This window comes from Umezawaea sp. (genome assembly GCF_036375055.1).
Classification (GTDB): Bacteria; Actinomycetota; Actinomycetes; order Mycobacteriales; family Pseudonocardiaceae; genus Umezawaea.
The window spans coordinates 18,689-39,677 of sequence record NZ_DASUSQ010000030.1; the positions used below are offsets into that span (position 1 = coordinate 18,689).

Sequence of the window (20,989 nt, forward strand, 5' to 3'; positions counted from 1 at the left end):
AGCTTTCACAAAGCTACGCAGGCGTAGTAATTGCCGGAGGTCGCGATGGAGCCCGACAACCTCGTGCTGCAACCGAGGGACGTGCACTTCGACTGGGCCGAGCTGCCGATGCACTGGGTGCCGGAGGAGCCGGTGGCCACGCACGTGATGAACGTGCTGCACCTCCTGCTGCCCGCGGGCGAGCGGTGGTTCGTCCGCACGTTCCAGGAGGCCCTCCCGCTGATCACCGACGACGACCTGCGCGAGGACGTGCTCGGCTTCATCGGTCAGGAGGCGGTGCACGCCGAGGCGCACAGCGAGGTGCTCGACCACCTGCTGGCGAAGGGCCTCGACCCCCGGCCGTTCACCGACCGGGTGGAGTGGGTGTTCGACCGCGTCCTGGGCGAGCGGCCGAACCCGACCCCGGAGCGGCGCGCGGAGCAGCTCGTCGAGCGGATCGCCGTCGTCGCGGCCATCGAGCACTTCACCGCGTACCTGGGCGACTGGATGCTCAACGCCACGGCGCTCGACCGCGCGGGCGCCGACCCGACCATGCTCGACCTGCTGCGCTGGCACGCCGCCGAGGAGGTCGAGCACCGGAGCGTGGCGTTCGACCTGATGCGCCACCTCGACCGCCGCTACGGCCGCCGCGTCCGCGCGATGCTGATCACCGCCCCGCCGCTGTTCTGGCTCTGGGTGAGGGGCGCCCGCTTCCTGGTGGCGGCCGACCGGACGGCCGGGCCGCTGACCCCGCGCGACTTCCGCCGCGCGGGCCGCCGCGGGCTGCTGCCGACGGGGTACGACCTGTTCCGCGCGTTCCTGCGCTACTTCCACCGCGACCACCACCCGAAGCAGGAGAACTCGACCAGCCAGGCGGTCGCGTACCTGGCCACGTCGCCCGCCGCGCGGGACGCGCACTGATGGACCCCTTCCTGCGCGGCCTCGCCAGGTTCACCGACGGCTACCTGAGGGCGTTGCCGCTGATGGGCAGGGCCCGCCCCGGCCGACCGGGCTCGATCCCGCGGCTCGCGGTCGCCGAGCGGCGGGTCGTCGCGCGTGACGTGGTCGCCCTGCGGCTGGTCGGCGACGGCCCGCTGCCCGCGTGGCAGCCGGGCTGCCACCTCGACCTGCACCTCGACTCCGGCCTGCGCAGGCAGTACTCGCTGTGCGGCGACCCCTCCGACCGGACGGGCTACCGGATCGCCGTGCGCCGCGTCGGGGCGGGCTCGACCGAGGTCCACGCCCTTCGGCCCGGTGACCGGATCGCCGTCCGAGGCCCGCGCAACGCCTTCCCGTTCGTCGCCGAGGGCCCGGTCCTGTTCGTCGCGGGCGGCATCGGCATCACCCCGATCCTGCCGATGGTCCTGGAGTCCCGGCGGAGGGGCCTCGACTGGCGCCTGGTCTACACCGGCCGCTCGACGGACTCGATGCCGTTCCTGGACGAACTCCCCGGAGACCGCGTCGACGTCCGGGTCGGGCGCGCGGACGGACCGCTCCGCGACGCCCACCCCGACGGCGCGGTCTACTGCTGCGGCCCGCCGTCGATGCTGGCCGCCGTCCGCCGCGACTTCGCCTCGACGCGGCTGCACTTCGAGCGGTTCGCGCCACCGCCCGTCGTGGACGGCCGCCCGTTCGACCTGGAACTCCGGCGTAGCGGCGTGGTCCTGCGGGTACCCGCCGACCGGACCGCGCTCGACGTCCTGCGCGACCTGCGCCCGAACGTCCCGCACTCCTGCCGCCAGGGCTTCTGCGGCACCTGCGCCGTCGGCGGGGTGCGGGTCTGCGTGGACCGCCCCGCGGGTGACCGACTCGTCCTGGAGGAACTGTGAACGTGCTGTCCGGTGGGGTCCGCTTGGCGGTCCAGGAGCACGGCGACCCGGCCGCCCCCACGGTCGTGCTGGTGCACGGCTACCCCGACACCCACGCGGTCTGGGACGACGTGGTCCCGCTGCTGGCCGAGGACTTCCACGTCGTGACCTACGACGTGCGCGGCGCCGGCGACTCGGACCGGCCCCGCGAACGGGACGCCTACGCGCTGGAGTTCCTGAAGCGGGACCTGTTCGCCGTGCTCGACGCCGTGAGCCCCGACCGGCCGGTGCACCTCGTGGGCCACGACTGGGGTTCGGTGCAGTCCTGGGAGGCCGTCACGGAACCCGGCGCGCGCATCGCGTCGTTCACGTCGATCTCCGGCCCCTGCCTGGACCACCTGGGCACGTGGCTGCGCCGTCCCGGCCGCGAGCAGCTGCGGCAGCTCCTGCACTCCTGGTACGTCTTCGCGTTCCAGCTGCCGGTGCTCGCCCCGCTGCTGTGGCGGCTGGGGCTGGGCAGGCGCTGGGGGAGCCTGCTGCGCAGGCTCGAAGGCGTCCGGCAGAGCCCGGCGCCGACGCTGACGGGCGACGCCGTGCGGGGGATCGCCCTGTACCGGGCCAACGTCCTGCCGCGCCTGAGGGCTCCGCGCGACCGGCGCACCGACGTCCCGGTGCAGGTCGTGCAACCCCTGCACGACCGCTACGTCGACACGAGGCCGCTGCCGCTGGAGCGCTGGGTCACCACGCTGCGCCGCACCGTCCTCGCCTCCGGCCACTGGGCTCCGCTGACCCACGCGCCGGCGGTCGCGCGCCTGGTCACCGAGTTCATCCGCGACACCTCGCCGAAGCGCGAACTCGTCGTGGTCACCGGCGGTGGCAGCGGGATCGGCCGCGCCACCGCGCTCGCGTTCGCCGCACGGGGCGCGGAGGTCGTGGTGTCCGATGTGGACCTCGACGGGGCCGAGGAGACGGCCAGGCTGGCGGGCGGTCACGCCTACCGGGTCGACGTCTCCGACGAGCGGGCGGTGCGCGCGTGGGCCGCTGAGGTCGCGGCCGTGCACGGCGTGCCGGACGTGGTCGTGAACAACGCGGGCGTCGGCCACTCCGGCTCGTTCCTCAGCACCTCCACCGAGCAGTGGCGGCGGGTGCTGGACGTGAACCTGTGGGGTGTGGTCCACGGCTGCCGCGCGTTCGGCGAACTCATGGTCGAGCGCGGGGAGGGCGGCCACATCGTGAACCTGTCGTCCGCCGCCGCCTACCTGCCGTCGAAGATGCTCTCCGCCTACGCCACCAGCAAGGCCGCCGTGTTCATGCTGTCGGACTGCCTCCGCGCCGAGTTCGCCCCCTCGGGCATCGGCGTCTCGACGATCTGCCCCGGCGTCGTGCGGACGAACATCACCGCCACCACCACGTTCTCCGGTGTCGGGGAACGGGAGCAGGCGCGCAAGCGGGAGCGGGCCTCGCGCCTGTACGCGCTGCGCGGGTTCGGACCGGAGCGGGTCGCCGAGGAGGTCGTCCGCGCGGTCCGCACCGGCAGGCCGGTCGTTCCCGTGACGGTGGAGGCGAAGGCGGCCCGGCTGCTCAGCCGCGCCGCCCCCTCCGCGCTGCGCGCGTTCGCCAAGCTGGGCGTGCTCTAGGCGGGCAGCTTCCCCTCGTGCAGCCAGGAGCGGAAGAACGGCCCCAGCGGCAGGCTGGTGTGCCGCTGGGCCACGGCGATGAACTGCTCCGTGGTCGCCGTGCGGTGCCGGTAGGTGTGCGTCCACTCGCGCAGCGCCGAGAAGAACGCCGCGTCGCCCAGGACCGTGCGCAGGGAGTGCAGCGTCAACGCCCCGCGCTTGTACACGCGGTCGTCGAACATGTCGGCCACACCGGGATCGCCGATCCGCAGGTTCTGCGGCTGCCGCGCCAGCAGCGCGCGGGCCCTGGTCGCGAGCACGGAGGCCGGGGTGCCGCCGGACTCCGCCGACCACAGCCACTCCGAGTACGCCGCGAAGCCCTCGTTGAGCCAGATGTGCCGCCAGTCGGCCAGTCCGACGCTGTTGCCGAACCACTGGTGCGCGAGTTCGTGCGCGACCAGGCGTTCGAAGCCGCGCTTGCCGTCGACGTGGTTGGCGCCGAACACCGACAGGCCCTGGGCCTCGATCGGCACCTCCAGGTCGTCGTCGGTGACGACGACGGAGTACTGGCCGAACGGGTAGGGCCCGAACAGCCGCTCGAACAGGGCCATCATGGCGGGCTGGCGGCCGAAGTCCGTGGCGAACTTGGCGACCAGCCTGGAGGGCACGGCGGCGGGCTGGCCGTCGGCCAGTTCCAGCTCCTCGTACTGTCCGACCTGGACGGTGGCGAGGTAGGTCGCCATCGGCACGTCCTGCTCGTACACCCACGTCGTGGTGCTGCCGCCGACCCTGCCGTCGACCAGGACCCCGTTGGCCAGCACGGTGTACGGCGACGGCGCGGTCACGGCGATCCGGTAGGTCGCCTTCTCCCGCACGGTGTCGTTGCACGGGAACCACGAGGGCGCGCCGATCGGCTGGCTGGCCACGATCGCGCCGTCGGTGAGCTGGTCCCAGCCCAGGTCGCCCCACGCCCGCGTGCGGATCGGCCGGGGCGTGCCGACGTACCGCACCTCCACGACGAACCGCGTGCCCGCGGGGACGGGCTTGCCCACGCGCACGCGCAGCTTGCCGCCGCCGTGCGAGTACCGGACCGGCTTGCCCCCGACGAGCACGCGCTCGACCTTGAACGTGCCGAGGTCGAGCGCGAACGCCGTCAGCGCCTCGCCCGCGACGACCGTCAGCCGCGCCCGACCGGACAGCCGGGCCGCGACGGGCTTGTAGTCGATCTCCAGGTCGTAGTGCGCGACCCGGTATCCCGTGTTGCCGTGCGCGGGGAGGTACGAGTCGTTCAACGCCATGCCGAGATCGGGTTCCCGAGCCAGCGGGTCCCCGACGGCACGTCCTCGCCGCGCATCACCAGGGATGCGGGCCCCACCGTCGTGTGCGCGCCGATCGTCGAGCCCGGCAGCACGATCCCGTGCGGCCCGAGCGTCGCGCCCGCGCTGAGCGTCACCTGGTCCATGCGCAAGATCCGATCATGGAACAGGTGGGTCTGCACCACGCACCCCCGGTTGACCGTTGCCCCCTGGTCCAACCGGACCAGGTCGGCCTCGGGCAGCCAGTACGTCTCGCACCACACGCCGCGGCCGATCCGGGCACCCATCGCGCGCTGCCACAGGGTCATCAGCGGCGTCCCCGAGACCGAGCCCACGAGCCACGGCACGGCCAGGACCTCGACGAACGTGTCCGCCAGCTCGTTGCGCCAGACGAAAGCGCTCCACAGCGGGTACTCCCGCGCCCGGAACTTCCCGACCAGCGTCCACTTCGCCGCGACCGCCACCGCGCACGCCGCGACGCCCGCGGCCAGCAGCAGCGCGCCGCCGCCGAGCGCGGCGGCCCAGAAGCCGTGCCCGGCGAGGAACTCGAAGCCCGCGAGCGCCAGCACGGCCAGCGCGACGGACGCCATGACGGGCACGATCCGGCACAGCTCGACCAGCGCCCGCGCGACCACCAGCCGCCGGGGCGGGTCGAACGTGCGGCTGTCGTCGCCGGTCTCGACCGTGCGCGGCAGCTTGATCGGCGGCATCCCGAGGTACGAGCTGCCCGCCTTCGCGCGCTTCGGCGTGGACGACAGGACGCCGACCAGGCCGCGGTTCGGCACCGAACGACCGGGTGCCGTCATGCCCGAGTTGCCGAGGAACGCGCGCTTGCCGACGCGGGCCGCGGCGATCCGCAGCCAGCCCCCGCCGAGTTCGTAGGAGGCGACCATGGTGTCGTCGGCCAGGAACGCGCCGTCGCCGACCGTGGTCATCTTCGGCAGCGCCACGACCGTGGACGCCTCGACGCGACGGCCGACCTTCATGCCGAGCGCGCGCAGCCAGACCGGGGTGAACAGGCTGGCGTACAGCGGGAACAGGCTGCCGCGGGCCATGTTCATCAAGCGCTCGGTGGTCCACGCCTGCCAGGCGACCCGCCCGTGCACCGGGTGGTAGCCCTCGCGCAGGCCGATGCTCAGCAGCCGCACGGACACCAGCACGACCAGCGCGTACGCGGCCATCCAGACGAGGGTGGCGGCCGGGACGGTCAGCAGCGCCGTGCCCAGGGCGTCGGCCGGACCCGTGGTGCCGCGCAGGAGGTAGCCGACCAGCAGCAGCGCGGGCAGCGCCGTCACGGCGGACAGGGCGCTCAGCCCGAACGACGTCACGCCGTAGGCGAACTGCCAGCGGCGCGACCGCGGCGGGCGGGCGTCCGGCCAGCGGTGCGCCGCCTTGCCGTCCTTCATCGCGGGCACACCGGACCAGCGCTGGCCGGTCGGCACGGAGCCGACCACACCGGAGCCGGGGGCGATCTCGGCGCGCTTGCCGACGCGGGCGCCGGGGAACAGGGTGCTGCGGGCGCCGACCGTGGCGCCCGCGCCGACCCGGATCTTGCCGATGTGCAGCCGGTCGCCGTCCAGCCAGTGGCCGGACAGGTCGACCTCGGGCTCGACGGCGCTGTACCGGCCGAGCTTCAGCATGCCCGTGACGGGCGGCAGCGAGTGCAGGTCCACGCCGGGCGCGACCTTCGCGCCGAGGGCCCGCGCGTAGTGCGTGACCCAGGAGCCCGCGAGGTTCGTGGCGCCGCTCAGCTCCGCGAGCCGCTCGGCGGCCCACAGCCGCGTGTGGACGCTCCCGCCGCGCGGGTACGTGCCGGGGCGGACGTCGCGCAGCAGCAGGCGGGCGCCGCCCGCGGCGATGGCGAGCCGTCCCGGCGGGCTGATCACCAGCGCCCAGCCGACCGCGACCCACGCCCAGGAGATCGTGGGGGCCCAGGTGTACGTGCCGGTCAGCGCCAGCACGTTGTTGATCGCGGCCAGCGCGACCGTCCACCGCAGACCGACCAGCGTGAACAGCGGGACCACCAGCAGCGCCTGGAGGAGCTGCGTCGAGCGGGGCGTCGGGGCGACCTCGCGCGCGGACGCCGTCTCGGCCGCGAACTCGTCCAGCCGCGCGGCCAGCGCGCCGAGCGACGGGTAGGCGTACACGTCGCTGACCGAGCCGCTGGGGAAGCGGGCGCGGAGCAGCGAGACCAGCTGAGCGGCGGCCAGGCTGCCGCCGCCGCTGGCGAAGAAGTCGTCGGCCGGGCTGGTCGCGGGGGAGCCCAGCAGCTGCCCCCACAGCTCCGCCAGCCACGCCTGGGTGCCGTGCAGCTCCACGGCGGGCCCGGCGGCGTCCAGGGACGGCAGCGGCCACGGCAGGGCACCGCGGTCGACCTTGCCGGACGTCTTGGTCGGCAGCGTGTCCACGACGGCCAGCAGCGGCACCAGCGCGGCGGGCAGCGCGGCCCGCAGCTGTGCGATGGCGTCCGCCTGGTGGAAGGCCGTCCCAGCTGATTCGGCGACGACGACGTACCCGACCAGCAGTTGGGTGCCCGCCTTGGTCGTGCGCACGGCCGCGGCGGCCCCGGCGACGTTCGGCAGCGCCTGGAGCGCCGCGTCCACCTCGCCCAGCTCGATCCGGCGACCGCCCAGCTTGACCTGCTCGTCCGCGCGGCCCAGGAACAGCAGGCCCTCCGCCTCGGCGCGCACCAGGTCGCCGCTGCGGTAGGCGCGCTCCCAGCCCAGCGCGGGCAGCGGCGCGTACTTCTCGGCGTCCTTGGCCTCGTCCAGGTAGCGGGCCAGGCCGACACCGCCGATGACGAGCTGGCCGGTCCCGCCCATCGGCACGACCTCGCCCGCCTCGTCCACGACGGCCAGCTCCCAGCCGTCCAGCGGAAGGCCGATGCGCACCGGGCCCTCTCCGGTCAGCCGGGCCGCGCACGCGACGACGGTCGCCTCGGTCGGACCGTAGGTGTTCCACACCTCGCGGCCCTCGACGGCCAGCCGCTCGGCCAGCTCGGGCGGGCACGCCTCGCCGCCGAAGATCAGCAGCCGCACGTCGTCCAGCGCCTCGGTCGGCCACAGCGCGGCCAGCGTCGGCACCGTCGACACGACGGTGATCTCCTGCTCGACCAGCCACGGCCCCAGGTCCATGCCCGTGCGCACCAGCGAACGCGGCGCGGGCACCAGGCAGGCGCCGTGCCGCCACGCGAGCCACATCTCCTCGCACGACGCGTCGAACGCCACCGACAACCCGGCCAGCACCCGGTCGTCCGGGCCGATCGGGTCGTCGGCCAGGAACAGCCGCGCCTCGGCGTCCACGAACGCCGCGGCCGACCGGTGCGTCACGGCGACGCCCTTCGGCTTGCCGGTCGAACCGGACGTGAAGATGATCCACGCGTCGTTGGTCGGCCCGGGAGCCCCGACCAGGCCCACCGGCGTGCCGCGCAGCACCAGTTCGCGGTCCTCGCCGAGCACCGCGCAGACGGCGGCCTCGGTGAACACGACCTCCGCGCGCTCGTCCGGGTCCTCGGCGTCCACGGGCACGTACGCCGCGCCCGCGGCCAGCACCGCGAGGATCGAGACGTACAGGTCGACCGTGCCCGACGGCACCCGCACGCCGACCCGGTCGCCGAGACCGATGCCGTCCGCGGCGAGCTTCTGCCGCAGCTCGTCCACGGCGGTCAGCAGGCCGCGGTAGGTCAGCGCGGTGGTGCCGTCGTCCAGGGCAAACGCTTGCGGGTACCGCTTCGCGGTCTCCGCGAGCACGTCGACCAGCGTCCGCTCGGACGCGGCCGGGGCGGCGTCGAACAGCGCGGGCGGGGCGGTGGTGATGGGCTCGTCCTGCACAACGGTCACGGGATCAAGCCAGCCGAGCACGAACGCACGTCATCCTCCGGGATGGTGGGGAAGCTGCTCCGCACCCGGTGGTTCCCGGCCAAGCAGCTCTCGGGCGGCCGCAGCGCCAGCCCTCCGACCTGCGACTTTACCTCTGGGTAACGGATGTTGCCCCATTACCTATACCGCCAGTGGCTGTTGTCACAGGACGCTAACGCCCACGATGGCCCGAACGAGTGAGCCCATCCCGCCATCCGGAACGCCCTCGTTGTCACCTGGTCGTGGTGTACCCGAGGCTGCACCCGCGCTCCCAGGAGACGGCGTCGAGCAGCGGACGGGCCCGCTCCCGGCTCAGGTTCCAGGCGAACCAGTCCTCGGTGTCGTAGAGGTCGGACTTCATCCGCACGAGCAGGCAGTCCCGCACGTCCGCGGGCAGCGGCCCGAACGCGGGCACGGCGTCGACCGACAGCGTGGCCAGGTACGGCAGGTCGATCTTGCCGGTCTCCCGCCAGCGCTCGACGTTGTGCTCGGCGATGAACCGGTCCGGGTTCAGCGCGGCCAGCACCAGCAGCGTCGCGACCCCGGTGGCCACCATCGAGCGGGGCAGCCAGCCTGCCCGCAGCTTCACGCCCGCGCCGACGACCAGCAGGTAGACCAGGGCCAGCCACACCTCGCAGGAGAGGACGAGCAGCCGCAGCGTCGTGAACCCGTACGCCTGCTGGTAGGCCCACATGCGGTGCAGGGCGGACGCCACGATCACCAGGGTCAGCCCGGACAGCCCGCCGAGCAGGACCCGCAGCCACAGCCGGTCCGCCGCCGTCTCCGTCGCCGCGAACCGGGTCGCGACCGCGATCACCACGAGCGTGAGCACGGTGACCGCGAGGAGCTGCCAGAACCCGCCGCGCGCGTAGTCGGCGTAGGTCAGGTCGGCCGTGCGCTGCACGTGGTCGTCACCGCCGAACAGGCTCGCCAGCCGCACGCCGACGAACACGGTGAACACCGCGACCAGCAGCCCGATCGGCACCGCCCACTCCCGGCGCGACACCGTCCTGCGCTCCTTCGGCGGCGAGTCCAGCGGCAGCGACGCGACCTGCGCGTAGCAGGCGCCGATCGTGCCCAGCCCGATCACGACGAACAGGAACCCCCACTCGAACGGCGACCCGATGTCCACGACCGGGACGAGGTCGTGCAGCAGCGCCGCGAACGCCGCGTCCGCACTCGCGAGCAGCGGCACGAACACCAGCAGCAGGCCCGCGCTGATCAGGATCGTCCGCCCGAGCTTCCGGTCGCGGCGCGCGGGCCCGGCCGCCTTCAGACCGCGCACCGCCCACCCGATCGAGGGCACGGCCGCGAGCGGAACCGCGGCGATCCCCAGGACCACCCCGCGCAGCGTCCGCCCGTCCGTGACCGCGAGCGACCCCGCCGCGCACGCCGCCAGCAGGGTCAGGGCGAACAGCCAGCCCGACGCGAGGAACGTGGAGACGCCCAGGAGCAGCAGCGCGGCGGTCGCCCACGCGATGCTCTCCGGCGAGCGCCGGTTCGACACGGCGAACACGGCGACGACACCGACGATCCCGGTGAGCAGCCAGCCGAGGCCGGGCACGTCCACCGGCAGCACCGCCGCCGCCGCGATCCCGGTACCGGCGCCCGCGTAGAGCACGTGGCGCGGTGCCGGGTCGGTCGGAGCGGTCCACAGCGGCTTGGGCTGCCGCAGGAGCATCGGTGGCAGCGGCGGCGGGGACTGCGACGACTGCGGGGATGACGCCCTGGCGACCGGCGGTGCCGCCACCGCGACCGAACCACCGCCTGGAGATCCCCCATCCGAGTCCGGGCCCGCCGAACTCCCGCTCACCGCCCCCCGGCTCCCCGAGCCCCCACTCGCCGAGCCCCCACCTCCCGAGCGCTCTCCCTCTGACTCCTCAGCCCCTGTGCCCTCGCCCGCCGAGCCCTCGCCCGCCGAGCCCTCACTCGCCGAGCGCTCTCCCGCTGAGCGCTCACCCCCTGAGCGCTCACCCCCTGAGCGCTCACCCCCTGAGCGCTCCCCCTCCGCGCCCTCACCCCCTGTGCCCTCGCCGGCCGAGCCCCCGCCCGCCGAGGACCGCTCGGCGGCGGTTTTCCCCAGCACGGGTTCCTCGACCTCGGGGTCGGGTGCACCGGCCTTCCTGGGCGTGGACCGCACGGGCATCGCCGTCGTGGGAACGGCCCCGATGCGGCGCAGACCGAGTTTTCTGGGCACGCCGACGACAGGCTCGTCGTTCATGGGATCACTCCGGTTTCGAGGAGCAGGGACTCTCAGCAAACAGAGACGTCCGGCGGACGGGGAGGTTCAGCGGGAGGGCAGGGTGACGCGGATGCGGCAGCCGGGACCGTCGACGACGGCGATCGAGCCGCCGTGCAGGTCGACCACCCAGCGGGCGATGTTGAGACCGAGGCCGGTACCGCCGCCACCAGCCCGTTCCCCTCGGGTGAAGCGTTCGAAGATGCGCTCGCGGTCCTCGCGCGCGATGCCGGGACCCTCGTCCACGACCTCGACCACGAGTTCGTCCGCGGTGGACACGGCCCGGACGTCCACCCGGCCGTCGGCGGGACCGTGCCGGGCGGCGTTGTCCAGCAGGTTGACCACGACCTGGTGCAGCCGCGCCGGGTCGGCGACCGCGGTGGCACCGGGCGGGCTCACCTCCAGCGTGAAGTGCACACCGCGCTTCGCGGCCGACGCGGCGACCTCCGCCTCCGCGACCACGTCCGCCAGCAGCGGCTCCACCTCGAACTCCTCGTGGTTGAGCGCGAGGACACCGGCGTCCACCTTGGACAGGTCGAGCAGTTCGGTGACCAGCCTGCCCAGGCGCTCGGTCTGGACCAGAGCGGTCCTCATCGTCGGACCGTCGGCGGGTGCGACGCCGTCGACCACGTTCTCCAGCACGGCCCGCAGCGCGGTGATGGGCGTCTTCAGCTCGTGCGACACGTTCGCGATCAGTTCGCGGCGCTGCTGGTCGGCCGCGGCCAGGTCGGCCGCCATCCGGTTGAACGCGCTCGCCAGCTCGCCCACCTCGTCCCGCGCGGTCGCCCGCACCCGCCGCGAGTAGTCACCGGCCCGCATCGCGCGCGCCGCGGCCGTCATCTCCCGCAGCGGCCTGGTCATGCCGTGCGCGAGCACCTGCGACGTGAACAGCACGATGACCAGCGACCCGACCGTGCTCCTGACGGGCAGCCAGCCGATCTGCGACCAGAAGAACGCGAAACCGGCCGCACCCGAGGCCACCAGCAGGATGCCGAGCTTCAGCTTGATCGACCGCACCGGGTCCAGCGGTCGGGGCAGCTCCTCGACGAGCATCGCGACCATCGTGCGGAACACGGTCACCGGGGCACCTCCAGCGCGTACCCGACCCCGTGGACCGTGCGGATCAGGTCGGCACCCAGCTTGCGGCGCAACGCCTTGATGTGGCTGTCGACCGTTCGCGCGCCCGTGCTGTCGTGCCATCCCCACACCTCGCTCAGCAGCCGTTCCCTCGGCTGCACCGCGCGGGGCCGTTCCGCGAGGTGCACCAGCAGCTCGTACTCGGTGGGCGTCAGGTGCGCCTCGACGCCCGCGCGCTGCACCCGCCGTTCGACCAGGTCGATCTCCAGGTCGGCCAGCTCGATGCGCGACTCCGAGCGCGGCCGCGCGGCCCGGTCGACCCGGCGCAGCAGCGCGTGCACGCGGGCCGCCAGCTCGCGCGGCGAGAACGGCTTGGTGAGGTAGTCGTCCGCGCCGACCGCGAGCCCGACCAGCAGGTCCGTCTCGTCGCCGCGCGCGGTCAGCATCAGCACCGGGACCGGTTGGTGCGCCTGGATCCGGCGGCACACCTCCAGGCCGTCGTAACCGGGCAGCATCACGTCCAGCACGACCAGGTCGGGCTCGTTCGCCGCGACCGCGGCCACCGCGGACGGGCCGTCGTGCGCGAGTTCGACCGCGAACCCCTCCGCCCGCAGCCTGGCCGCCACCGACTCCGCGATGGCCAGCTCGTCCTCGACCACCAGTACCCGCCGCTGTCCCCCGGTCATGCGGCGACTGTAGGCCGCCGAGGTGGAGAGGTCCGGGGTGACTTGTGGAGGTCGTGTGGAGGTGTGCGCCTAGGGTTGGGGGCATGGCAGGCGAGGGAGCGGTCCTGGAGGCCGTGCTGGAGCGCATCACCTTCGCCAACGACGAGACCGGCTACACCGTCGCCAAGGTCGACACCGGCCGCGGTGGCGGTGACCTGCTGACCGTCGTCGGCGCACTGCTCGGGGCGCAGCCGGGCGAGTCGATCCGGATGCGCGGCCGGTGGGGTTCGCACCCCCAGTACGGCAAGCAGTTCTTCGTGGACGACTACACGACCGTGCTGCCCGCGACGATCCAGGGCATCCGCCGCTACCTCGGTTCCGGGCTGATCAAGGGCATCGGGCCGGTGCTGGCCGACAAGATCGTCACCCACTTCGGCGTGGACGCCCTCGACGTGATCGAGCGGACGCCGGAGCGGCTGATCGAGGTGCCGCGGCTCGGCCCCAAGCGCACCAAGCTGATCGCCGCCGCGTGGGAGGAGCAGAAGGCGATCAAGGAGGTCATGATCTTCCTCCAGGGCGTCGGGGTGTCGACCTCGCTCGCCGTCCGGATCTACAAGCAGTACCTGGACAGGTCGATCGAGGTCGTCCGCCAGGAGCCGTACCGGCTGGCGTCGGACGTGTGGGGCATCGGCTTCCGCACCGCCGACGTGATCGCCAAGGCCGTCGGCATCCCGCACGACAGCCCGCAGCGGGTCAAGGCCGGGCTCCAGTTCACGCTGTCCGAGGCGACCGGCAACGGCAACTGCTTCCTGCCGGACCAGTCGCTGATCGGGGAGGCCATCAAGATCCTCCAGGTCGACGCCGGGCTGGTGATCGACTGCCTCGCCGAACTGGTGGCCGAGGAGGGCGTGGTCCGCGAGGTCCTGCCGCTGGACGGTGAGGACGTCGCCGCGATCTACCTGGTCCCGTTCCACCGCGCGGAGATCTCCGTCGCGGGCCAGTTGAGACGGTTGCTGTCCGGTCCGGAGGAACGCATGCCCGCGTTCTCCTCCGTGGACTGGACGCGCGCGTTCGCCTGGCTCGGCGCGTCGCTGGAGGAGAAGCAGCAGGAGGCCGTGAAGCTCGCGCTGACCAGCAAGGTCGCGGTGCTGACCGGCGGACCGGGCTGCGGCAAGAGCTTCACCGTGCGGTCCGTCGTCCGGCTGGCCGCCGCCAAGGGCGCGAAGGTCGTGCTCGCCGCCCCGACCGGCCGAGCCGCCAAGCGCCTCACCGAGCTGACCGGCCACGAAGCCCGCACCGTCCACCGGCTCCTGGAGCTGAAGCCGGGCGGCGACGCGGCGTTCGACCGCGACCGGCCGCTCGACGCGGACCTGGTGGTCGTGGACGAGGCGTCCATGCTGGACCTGCTGCTCGCCAACAAGCTGATCAAGGCGGTGGCTCCCGGCGCGCACCTGCTGCTCGTCGGCGACGTCGACCAGCTGCCGTCCGTCGGTGCAGGCGAGGTGCTGCGCGACGTGCTCTGCGACGGCAGTCCCGTCCCGAACGTCCGCCTCACGCACATCTTCCGCCAGGCCCAGCAGTCCGGCGTGGTCACCAACGCCCACCGGATCAACTCCGGCGAGTACCCGATCGTCCAGGGACTGCCCGACTTCTTCCTGTTCCCGGTCGAGGAGTCCGAGGAGGCCGCGACCACGACCGTCGACGTCGTGGCCCGCCGCATCCCGGCGAAGTTCGGCCTCGACGCGCGCCGCGACATCCAGGTCCTCGCCCCGATGCACCGCGGCCCGGCTGGCGCGGGCGCGTTGAACACCGTCCTCCAGGAAGCCCTGACGCCTGCCCGCGAGGGTCTGCCGGAACGCCGCTTCGGCGGCCGCGTCTTCCGGCTCGGCGACAAGGTCACCCAGATCCGCAACAACTACGACAAGGGCGCGAACGGCGTCTTCAACGGCACGATGGGCGTCGTCACCGCGCTCGACCAGGTCGAGCAGAAGCTCACCGTCCGCACCGACGAGGACGAGGACGTCGACTACGAGTTCGGCGAACTCGACGAGCTGACCCACGCCTACGCGATGACGATCCACCGTTCACAGGGCAGCGAGTACCCGTGCGTCGTCATCCCGCTCACCACCAGCGCGTGGATGATGCTCCAGCGGAACCTCCTCTACACCGCCGTCACGAGGGCCAAGAAGCTGGTCGTCCTGGTGGGATCTCGGAAGGCGATCGGACAGGCCGTGCGCACGGTAGGCGCTGGTAGGCGACACACCGCACTGGACCACCGGCTCCGGTCGACCCCAGGTGTGGAAAAGTTTTTGTAGATCGTCCGGTGCGATTGGGGGCACACTTCTTCCCGGCAAGAACCCCGAGCCGTGAGGACAACCCTGTGCGCACACTGCTCCTCCTAACCGTCATAGCACTGGCCGCGACGGGATGCGGGGACAGCACAGCCGCCCCCGCGGGCTCCGGTGGCGACACCACGCAGCACGGCGCCCCCCGAGTCCGCACCCCCCTCGACTCCACGAAGGCCGCCAAGAAACCCTGCACCCTGCTGTCCGGACCCCAGCTCAAGACCCTCGACATGGTGGGCGTCGAAGGCGTGGAGGAATCCACCCCGACCGGCCCCATCTGCTCGTGGGACGACACCGAGGGCGACAGCGGCCAGTACGTGACCTTCACGTTCACCACCGGCAACGGCAACGGCGGCCTGGACCGCGTCTACGAGCTCAAGAGCACCTTCCAGCTCTTCGAACTCCAGGCACCCCTCCAGGACTACCCGACCCTCCTCAACGCCCCCACGGACGATCGCAGGAACGGCGTCTGCGCCCTCGTGGTCGGCATCACCGACACCCAGATCCTCACCACGACGGTGAAGCTCCGCACCGGGCCCAAACCCGCCCCACGGGCCTTCGAACCCTGCGCCGTGGCCCGTGAAGCAGCCGACCTGGCTCTGACGAGCATCCGCGAACAGGCCTAGTCGGACCGATCAGCCGGACCGATCACGTGGGTCGGTCAGGTGGGCCGGTCGAAGTGGACTGTTCGGAGCAGGGTCCGGTGGTCGAGGTGGTTGAACCGCGCCGGATCGTGTGGCGGTGCGTCGCGACCTGAAACGTGGCCGGGGGGAGCACCCGGCAGTTGATCGACGGCATCCGGTGGGGGGCCCTTGGCGGGACGGAGCCGGGTGATCACGCGGGGAGGGCCTGCGAGCCGCGCCTGGCCTGCGAGCAGGGGCGGGCCTGCGAGCCGCGCCTGGCCTGTGAGCCGCGCCTGGCCTGTGAGCCGCGCCTGGCCTGCGAGCCGCGCCTGGCCTGCGAGCAGGGGCGGGCCTGCGAGCAGGGGCGGCGGCTGTTGGCCATCCTGGTCACCGCTGGGGCGTGGGTGACAGTTCGCGGTGGTCGAGGCCCGTCCGTGCGTCCCGACCCCGAGGTCGGCCGTACCAGGCGTTGGACCGGACTGGCCTGGCACAGCCCGGTCAGCCAGTGCCGGGTTGGGCTGCTCGAACCGGCGAAGGTTCCGCACGCCGTCCCGTTGCCTTTTCGTAGCTCCTGTCCAAGGAGTCGTGGTCGCCAGGTCCGGCATGACTGATGCCTCCGGTCGAACCCGGAGATCCGGGGGTGGGGTCACCGGACCTGGTGGCATCGAGGGACCGCTGAGCGGCAGCGTCAGCGTGTTCCTCGGCCTGCGTGGGAACGCCTGCACGACGCGCCGAGTCCACTGTGACCGGCGACGAGACGAGGGCGTGAGAACCACAACCCCGCCCTGATCCGCCTGGTAAGACGGTGCGGCGACGCGGACACCGAGCAAGGAGGTCCCAGGCCCTCCGCGGTCAGTTCCCATGATGGGACCGCCGAGCTTGTCTCCGCGAGACCGGCTCCCGTGAGTCCGACTCCACGAAACCGGCTCCCACGAAACCGGTTCTCGTGGGTTCGGCTTCCGTGGGTCCGGTTCCCGTGGGTTCGGCTTCCGCAAGCCCGGCTCCCGTGAGCCCGGCACCTGTGGAACCGGTTCCCGCGAACCGTTCCTCCGGCCGGGCTCCCGCGAGCCTCACTCGTGCCACAGCGGCTCCGAGCGCAGGCGCCCTCTCCCTCTACCCGTCCTACTGGCGGTAGCCCTCCACGATGCCCTCGGGCCGTGCTTCGGCGGCGTCCGGGTCCATTCCGGCTGCCCTGCGGGCGCGGCGTTGGCGGAGCAGGTCCCAGCACTGGTCGAGGCCTACCTCGATCTGCTTGAGGCGCTGCGCCTCGTCGGTCGAGAGGCCCTCGCCGATCTTCGAGTTCTCCAGCTCGTGCTCCTCTTCGACGAGGTGCGAGATGCGCTTGATGATTTCTTCGTCGGTCATGGCTAAGGCCTACCCCTGCTCCGGGGTGTCACGCCACCCGACGCGCGCTCCTTCTCTTGGTCCATAACGCCCATGTATGGCCGGTTGGAGGGTGTTTTCGCCGCGGTTCGTGCCTCATCCTCCAGCTCAACCCTGCGAGAGGAACAACCGTGTTGTCGAGAAAACGTTCGATGGTGTCCATCGCGGTCGCCATCGCGGCCGCGGGTGCGGTGATCACCGGCGGTGTGCCTGGCACCGCGGGCCCGCTGCCGGTCACGACGGCGGCCCAACCCGGCCCCACCTACGTCTACAAGGTGCACGCACCGCTCGGCGAGCAGGCGCAGAACCTGCTGAGCCGCGGCTTCGACGTGCTGGAGCAGCGCGACGGCGACAGCCTGTTCGTGCTCGGCGCCAAGGACGAGGGGGCCCGGCTCCAGCAGGCGGGCTTCACCGCTGTCGTCGACCAGGTGCTGGCGCCGCCGGAGTGGACGCCGCCCGCCAAGAAGTCGCAGTCGGCCGCGGTCGAGGCCGCCGACATCAACGAGACCTTCTACGGCGGCTACCGCACGGTCAACGCCCACCACGCCCACCTGGACGCCGTCGCCGCCCAGTACCCGACGCTCACCACGCTGGTCGACTACGGCGACTCGTGGAAGAAGACCCAGGGCGCGGGCGGCTACGACCTGCGAGCCATCTGCATCACCAAGCTGAACGCGGGCGACTGCGCGCTCAACCCCAACGCGCCCAAGCCCCGCTTCTTCGTCATGGGCCAGCTGCACGCCCGCGAACTCACCACCGGTGACGTCGCCTGGCGCTGGATCGACCACCTGACGGCGGGCTACGGCACCGACGCGAGCGTCACCGCGCTCCTCGACACCACCGAGGTGTGGGTCGTCCCGCAGGCCAACCCCGACGGCGTCAACATCGTCCAGCAGGGCGGCAACTCGCCGATCTACCAGCGCAAGAACGCCAACGGCACCAACGGTTCCAACTGCTCCGGCTCGGCCAGCAGCCAGCTCGGCGTCGACCTGAACCGCAACACCAGCTCGCACTGGGGCGGCCAGGGCACGTCGAGCCAGCCGTGCGACCAGACCTACAAGGGCCCGAGCGCGGACTCCGAGGTCGAGACCAAGGCGCTTCAGGCGCTCTGGCGCAGCCTCTACAAGGACAAGCGCGGCACGGCTCCCGGTGACGCCGCTCCCGCGGACACCACCGGTGTCGTCGTCAGCATGCACAGCTACTCCAACCTGATCCTGTTCCCGTGGGGGTACGACGCCAGCCAGAAGGCGGGCAACGACGCCTCGCTGCGGAAGATGGGGTCGGACCTCCAGGCCATCGCGGGTTCCGGCTGGACCTCCGGCCAGCCCGGCGAGGTGCTCTACAACGCCGCGGGCGCGACCGACGACTGGGTGTACGACGACCTCGGCGTGGCGAGCTTCGTCTGGGAGATCGGCCCGAGCAGCGGCTCGTGCAGCGGCTTCTTCCCGACCTACTCGTGCCAGGCGGGCACGTTCTGGCCGAAGGTCAAGCCGATGCTGATGTACGCGGCCACCAAGGCGACCAGCCCCTACGGCACGAGCACCCCGCCCACGGGCTGCGACAAGAAGACCAACGACACCGACGTCGCCATCCCGGACCGCGGTGCCGCCGTCACCAGCACGATCACGATCGCGGGCTGCACCGGGAACGCCTCGGCCACCTCGCAGGTCGAGGTGCACATCAAGCACACCTACCGCGGGGACCTGGTGGTGGACCTCGTCGCCCCCGACGGGTCCTCCTACCGGTTGAAGGCCTCCGGCAACGACTCCGCGGACAACATCGACACGACCTACACCGCGAACCTGGCCACCGAGCTGCGCGACGGTGACTGGAAGCTGAAGGTGCAGGACGTGGCCTCCCAGGACGTCGGCACCATCGACACCTGGAGCCTGACCGTCTGAGACCGGTCCGGCGGGCGCGCGAGGTGCGCCCGCCGGACGCGGTGGTCGGTCGGGAGGCCGGAGGGCCGCCCGACCGACCGCGGACCGGGACGGGGGAGGCACGGGCCCGCCCGCCCCGTGAACCGCCGCGGTGGGACGGATCGCGGTCAGCGGCGGGGAGGGCCAGGGGGACGACCGGGCACATCGGTGGGTTCGCACAGGACCAGTGAAGCGGTGGGGTCCGACAAGAACCGCTGTTCTTGCGGTCACTCGAACAGGTGGAGTGGGAAGTCACCCGGAGTGAGCGGCTCGGACAGAGCGAACTCGGACAGAGCGGACTCGGACCAAGCGAACTCGGACCAAGCGGACTCGGACAAAGCGAGAGGGCCCGCGGCAGCAGCCGCGGGCCCTCTCGCTTACTGCGGGTCAGATCAGCCGAGGCCGTTCTTCATGGCCGTGATCAGCTCGCCGTTGGTCGTGTCTCCCGAGAGCTCCCAGAAGAACGCGCCACCGAGGCTCTGGTTCTTGGTGTAGGTCATCTTGCCGCCGATGGTGGCCGGGGTGTCGTAGCTCCACCACTGGTTGCCGCACTTGGCGTACGCGGTGCCCGCGACGGTGCCGGTGGCGGGGCAGGTGTTCTTGAGGATCTTGTAGTCCTCGATGCCCGCCTCGACGGAGCCCGGAGCCGGGCCGGTCGCGGTGCCGCCGGGGGCGTCCTGCGTGACGCCGGTCCAGCCTCGGCCGTAGAAGCCGATGCCGAGGAGCAGCTTGCTGGCGGGAACGCCCTTGCTCTTCAGCTTCTGGATCGCCGCGTCGGAGTTGAAGCCCGCCTGCGGGATGCCGTTGTACGACGTCAGCGGCGAGTGCGGGGCCGTCGGGCCCTGCGGGGTGAAGCCGCCGAAGTAGTCGTAGGTCATGACGTTGTACCAGTCGAGGTACTGCGCCGCGCCGCCGTAGTCAGCGGCGTCGATCTTGCCGCCGCTGCTGCCGTCGGCCGTGATGGCCGCGGTGACCAGGTTGCCCGAGCCGAAGCGGCTGCGCAGCGCCTGGGTGAGGTTCTTGAACGACGCGAAGCCGCTGGTGTCGCAGCTCAGACCGCAGGCGTTCGGGTACTCCCAGTCGATGTCGATGCCGTCGAACACGTCGGCCCAGCGCGGGTCCTCGACCAGCTTGTAGCACGACTCGGCGAACGCGGCCGGGTTCTGCGCGGCCTGGCCGAAGCCGCCGGACCAGGTCCAGCCGCCGAAGGACCACAGCACCTTGATGTGGGGGTACATCTTCTTCAGCTTGCGCAACTGGTTGAAGCTGCCGCGCAGGGCGCCCGCGTCCCAGGAGTCCGACGTGCCGTCGACGCTGCTCGCGGCGTCGTAGAACTTGTCGTAGTCCGCGAAGGTGTCGTCGGTGGCCGAGCACTGGCCGTTCTTCACGTTGCCGAACCCGTAGTTGATGTGGGTCAGCTTCGCGGCGGAACCGCTCGTGTGGATGTTCTTGACGTGGTAGTTGCGCGAGTACACGCCCCACTGCACGAAGTAGCCCAGGTTCTTCTTGGCACCGGACTGCGGCGGCGTCGTGGTGGTCGTGGTCGTCGTCGGGTTACCGGGGGTGGTCGTCGTCGTGGTGGTGGTCGTGGTCGTCGTGGTGGTCGTCGTCGGACCACCCGCGTCGCACGAGGCACCGTTCAGCTTGCACCCGCCGGGGGCCGCGAAGGCGCCCGTGTAGGTGACGTTGAAGCCGAAGCTGACGGACGCGCCGGGCGCGACGTTGCCGTTCCAGGAGTTCTTGACGGTCACGTGCTGGCCGCTGGCGGTCTGCGTGCCGTCCCACAGCGAGCTGACCTTGTGGTTCGCGGGGAGGTCGAACTCGACGGTCCACGTCGCGAGCGTCGACGTGCCGCCGTTCTTGATGGTGTACTTGCCCTCGTACCCGGTGCCCCAGTCGGAGCCCTTGGAGAAGGTCGCCGACACACCGCCCGCGCCACTGGCGGTGGGCACGACGGTGAGGCCGAGGACCAACGCGGCCACCGCCGCGAACAACGCTGTGAGATGCCATCGGATCTTGGTCATCGGGCTCCTTGTCACGGCAGGGAAAGCAAGGTTGGGTGAAACATGTGGTCCAGACCACTGAACGGTCAAGGTCTAGACCAGTTGTGTCACTCGAATGGCCTAACAAGTGAATCGATCAGGAGCCCTGAAACCGTTTTC

At 72.0% G+C, this 20,989-nt stretch carries 14 protein-coding genes; 6 read left to right on the forward strand and 8 right to left on the reverse strand.

Annotated elements, in window-relative coordinates:
* The first annotated feature begins 45 nt into the window (after positions 1-45).
* Genes VFZ92_RS09780 through VFZ92_RS09790 form a run of 3 tightly spaced genes read left to right on the forward strand, consistent with a single transcriptional unit; the run spans position 46 to position 3,424 of the window.
* Entirely contained in the window at positions 46-900 is an 855-nt protein-coding gene (locus VFZ92_RS09780; protein WP_330875513.1) for a metal-dependent hydrolase, read from the forward strand.
* Positions 900-1,808, forward strand: coding sequence for a PDR/VanB family oxidoreductase (locus VFZ92_RS09785; protein WP_330875514.1), 909 nt, complete (start codon positions 900-902; stop codon positions 1,806-1,808). The genes VFZ92_RS09780 and VFZ92_RS09785 overlap by 1 nt, the downstream gene beginning before the upstream one ends.
* Positions 1,805-3,424, forward strand: coding sequence for an SDR family oxidoreductase (locus tag VFZ92_RS09790; RefSeq protein ID WP_330875515.1), 1,620 nt, complete (start codon positions 1,805-1,807; stop codon positions 3,422-3,424). The genes VFZ92_RS09785 and VFZ92_RS09790 overlap by 4 nt, the downstream gene beginning before the upstream one ends.
* Here the strand turns inward: VFZ92_RS09790 and VFZ92_RS09795 are convergent.
* The 5 genes from VFZ92_RS09795 to VFZ92_RS09815 form a co-directional block, all read right to left on the reverse strand.
* Complete coding sequence (locus tag VFZ92_RS09795; RefSeq protein WP_330875516.1) at positions 3,421-4,701, reverse strand: M1 family metallopeptidase; 1,281 nt, start codon at positions 4,699-4,701, stop codon at positions 3,421-3,423. The genes VFZ92_RS09790 and VFZ92_RS09795 overlap by 4 nt on opposite strands.
* Entirely contained in the window at positions 4,692-8,558 is a 3,867-nt protein-coding gene (locus tag VFZ92_RS09800) for a Pls/PosA family non-ribosomal peptide synthetase (RefSeq protein WP_414719852.1), read from the reverse strand. Before VFZ92_RS09800 ends, VFZ92_RS09795 begins: the two co-directional genes overlap by 10 nt.
* Positions 8,559-8,808: 250 nt before the next feature.
* Positions 8,809-10,257, reverse strand: a complete 1,449-nt coding sequence (locus tag VFZ92_RS09805) for a DUF4173 domain-containing protein (protein ID WP_330875517.1) — start codon at positions 10,255-10,257, stop codon at positions 8,809-8,811.
* Positions 10,258-10,863: 606 nt separating this feature from the next.
* A complete protein-coding gene (locus tag VFZ92_RS09810) occupies positions 10,864-11,877 on the reverse strand; it encodes a HAMP domain-containing sensor histidine kinase (protein ID WP_330875527.1) in 1,014 nt (337 codons plus the stop codon).
* A gap of 14 nt (positions 11,878-11,891) precedes the next feature.
* On the reverse strand, positions 11,892-12,578 hold the full coding sequence (locus VFZ92_RS09815; protein WP_330875518.1) for a response regulator transcription factor: 687 nt from the start codon (positions 12,576-12,578) through the stop codon (positions 11,892-11,894).
* Positions 12,579-12,661: 83 nt separating this feature from the next.
* On the opposite strand from VFZ92_RS09815, the gene VFZ92_RS09820 reads away from it, so the two are divergent.
* Both VFZ92_RS09820 and VFZ92_RS09825 read left to right on the forward strand, forming a co-directional pair.
* Positions 12,662-14,872 carry an ATP-dependent RecD-like DNA helicase gene (locus VFZ92_RS09820; protein ID WP_330875519.1) on the forward strand — a complete coding sequence of 737 codons (2,211 nt, stop codon included), beginning with the start codon at positions 12,662-12,664 and terminating at the stop codon, positions 14,870-14,872.
* A 65-nt stretch (positions 14,873-14,937) separates the two neighbouring features.
* Positions 14,938-15,528 carry a DUF3558 domain-containing protein gene (locus tag VFZ92_RS09825; protein WP_330875520.1) on the forward strand — a complete coding sequence of 197 codons (591 nt, stop codon included), beginning with the start codon at positions 14,938-14,940 and terminating at the stop codon, positions 15,526-15,528.
* A 208-nt stretch (positions 15,529-15,736) separates the two neighbouring features.
* Here the strand turns inward: VFZ92_RS09825 and VFZ92_RS09830 are convergent, their stop codons facing one another.
* Positions 15,737-15,907 carry a hypothetical protein gene (locus VFZ92_RS09830; RefSeq protein ID WP_330875521.1) on the reverse strand — a complete coding sequence of 57 codons (171 nt, stop codon included), beginning with the start codon at positions 15,905-15,907 and terminating at the stop codon, positions 15,737-15,739.
* Positions 15,908-16,647: 740 nt separating this feature from the next.
* A complete protein-coding gene (locus VFZ92_RS09835) occupies positions 16,648-16,890 on the reverse strand; it encodes a DUF2630 family protein (protein WP_330875522.1) in 243 nt (80 codons plus the stop codon).
* A 170-nt stretch (positions 16,891-17,060) separates the two neighbouring features.
* On the opposite strand from VFZ92_RS09835, the gene VFZ92_RS09840 reads away from it, so the two are divergent.
* Complete coding sequence (locus VFZ92_RS09840; protein ID WP_330875523.1) at positions 17,061-18,809, forward strand: M14 family zinc carboxypeptidase; 1,749 nt, start codon at positions 17,061-17,063, stop codon at positions 18,807-18,809.
* Positions 18,810-19,219: 410 nt separating this feature from the next.
* On the opposite strand, the gene VFZ92_RS09845 is transcribed toward VFZ92_RS09840, so the two are convergent.
* A complete protein-coding gene (locus tag VFZ92_RS09845) occupies positions 19,220-20,851 on the reverse strand; it encodes a glycosyl hydrolase family 18 protein (protein ID WP_330875524.1) in 1,632 nt (543 codons plus the stop codon).
* Positions 20,852-20,989 lie beyond the last annotated feature (138 nt).

Excerpts from the sequence above, each read along its gene's own strand:
- VFZ92_RS09780 (WP_330875513.1), top strand. The coding sequence starts at position 46 with ATGGAGCCCGACAACCTCGTGCTGCAACCGAGGGACGTGCACTTCGAC.
- VFZ92_RS09845 (WP_330875524.1), bottom strand. The coding sequence starts at position 20,851 with ATGACCAAGATCCGATGGCATCTCACAGCGTTGTTCGCGGCGGTGGCC.
- VFZ92_RS09795 (WP_330875516.1), bottom strand. The coding sequence starts at position 4,701 with ATGGCGTTGAACGACTCGTACCTCCCCGCGCACGGCAACACGGGATAC.
- VFZ92_RS09805 (WP_330875517.1), bottom strand. The coding sequence starts at position 10,257 with ATGCTCCTGCGGCAGCCCAAGCCGCTGTGGACCGCTCCGACCGACCCG.
- VFZ92_RS09815 (WP_330875518.1), bottom strand. The coding sequence starts at position 12,578 with ATGACCGGGGGACAGCGGCGGGTACTGGTGGTCGAGGACGAGCTGGCC.
- VFZ92_RS09810 (WP_330875527.1), bottom strand. The coding sequence starts at position 11,877 with ATGGTCGCGATGCTCGTCGAGGAGCTGCCCCGACCGCTGGACCCGGTG.
- VFZ92_RS09820 (WP_330875519.1), top strand. The coding sequence starts at position 12,662 with ATGGCAGGCGAGGGAGCGGTCCTGGAGGCCGTGCTGGAGCGCATCACC.
- VFZ92_RS09830 (WP_330875521.1), bottom strand. The coding sequence starts at position 15,907 with ATGGCCAACAGCCGCCGCCCCTGCTCGCAGGCCCGCCCCTGCTCGCAG.
- VFZ92_RS09785 (WP_330875514.1), top strand. The coding sequence starts at position 900 with ATGGACCCCTTCCTGCGCGGCCTCGCCAGGTTCACCGACGGCTACCTG.
- VFZ92_RS09835 (WP_330875522.1), bottom strand. The coding sequence starts at position 16,890 with ATGACCGACGAAGAAATCATCAAGCGCATCTCGCACCTCGTCGAAGAG.
- VFZ92_RS09840 (WP_330875523.1), top strand. The coding sequence starts at position 17,061 with ATGGTGTCCATCGCGGTCGCCATCGCGGCCGCGGGTGCGGTGATCACC.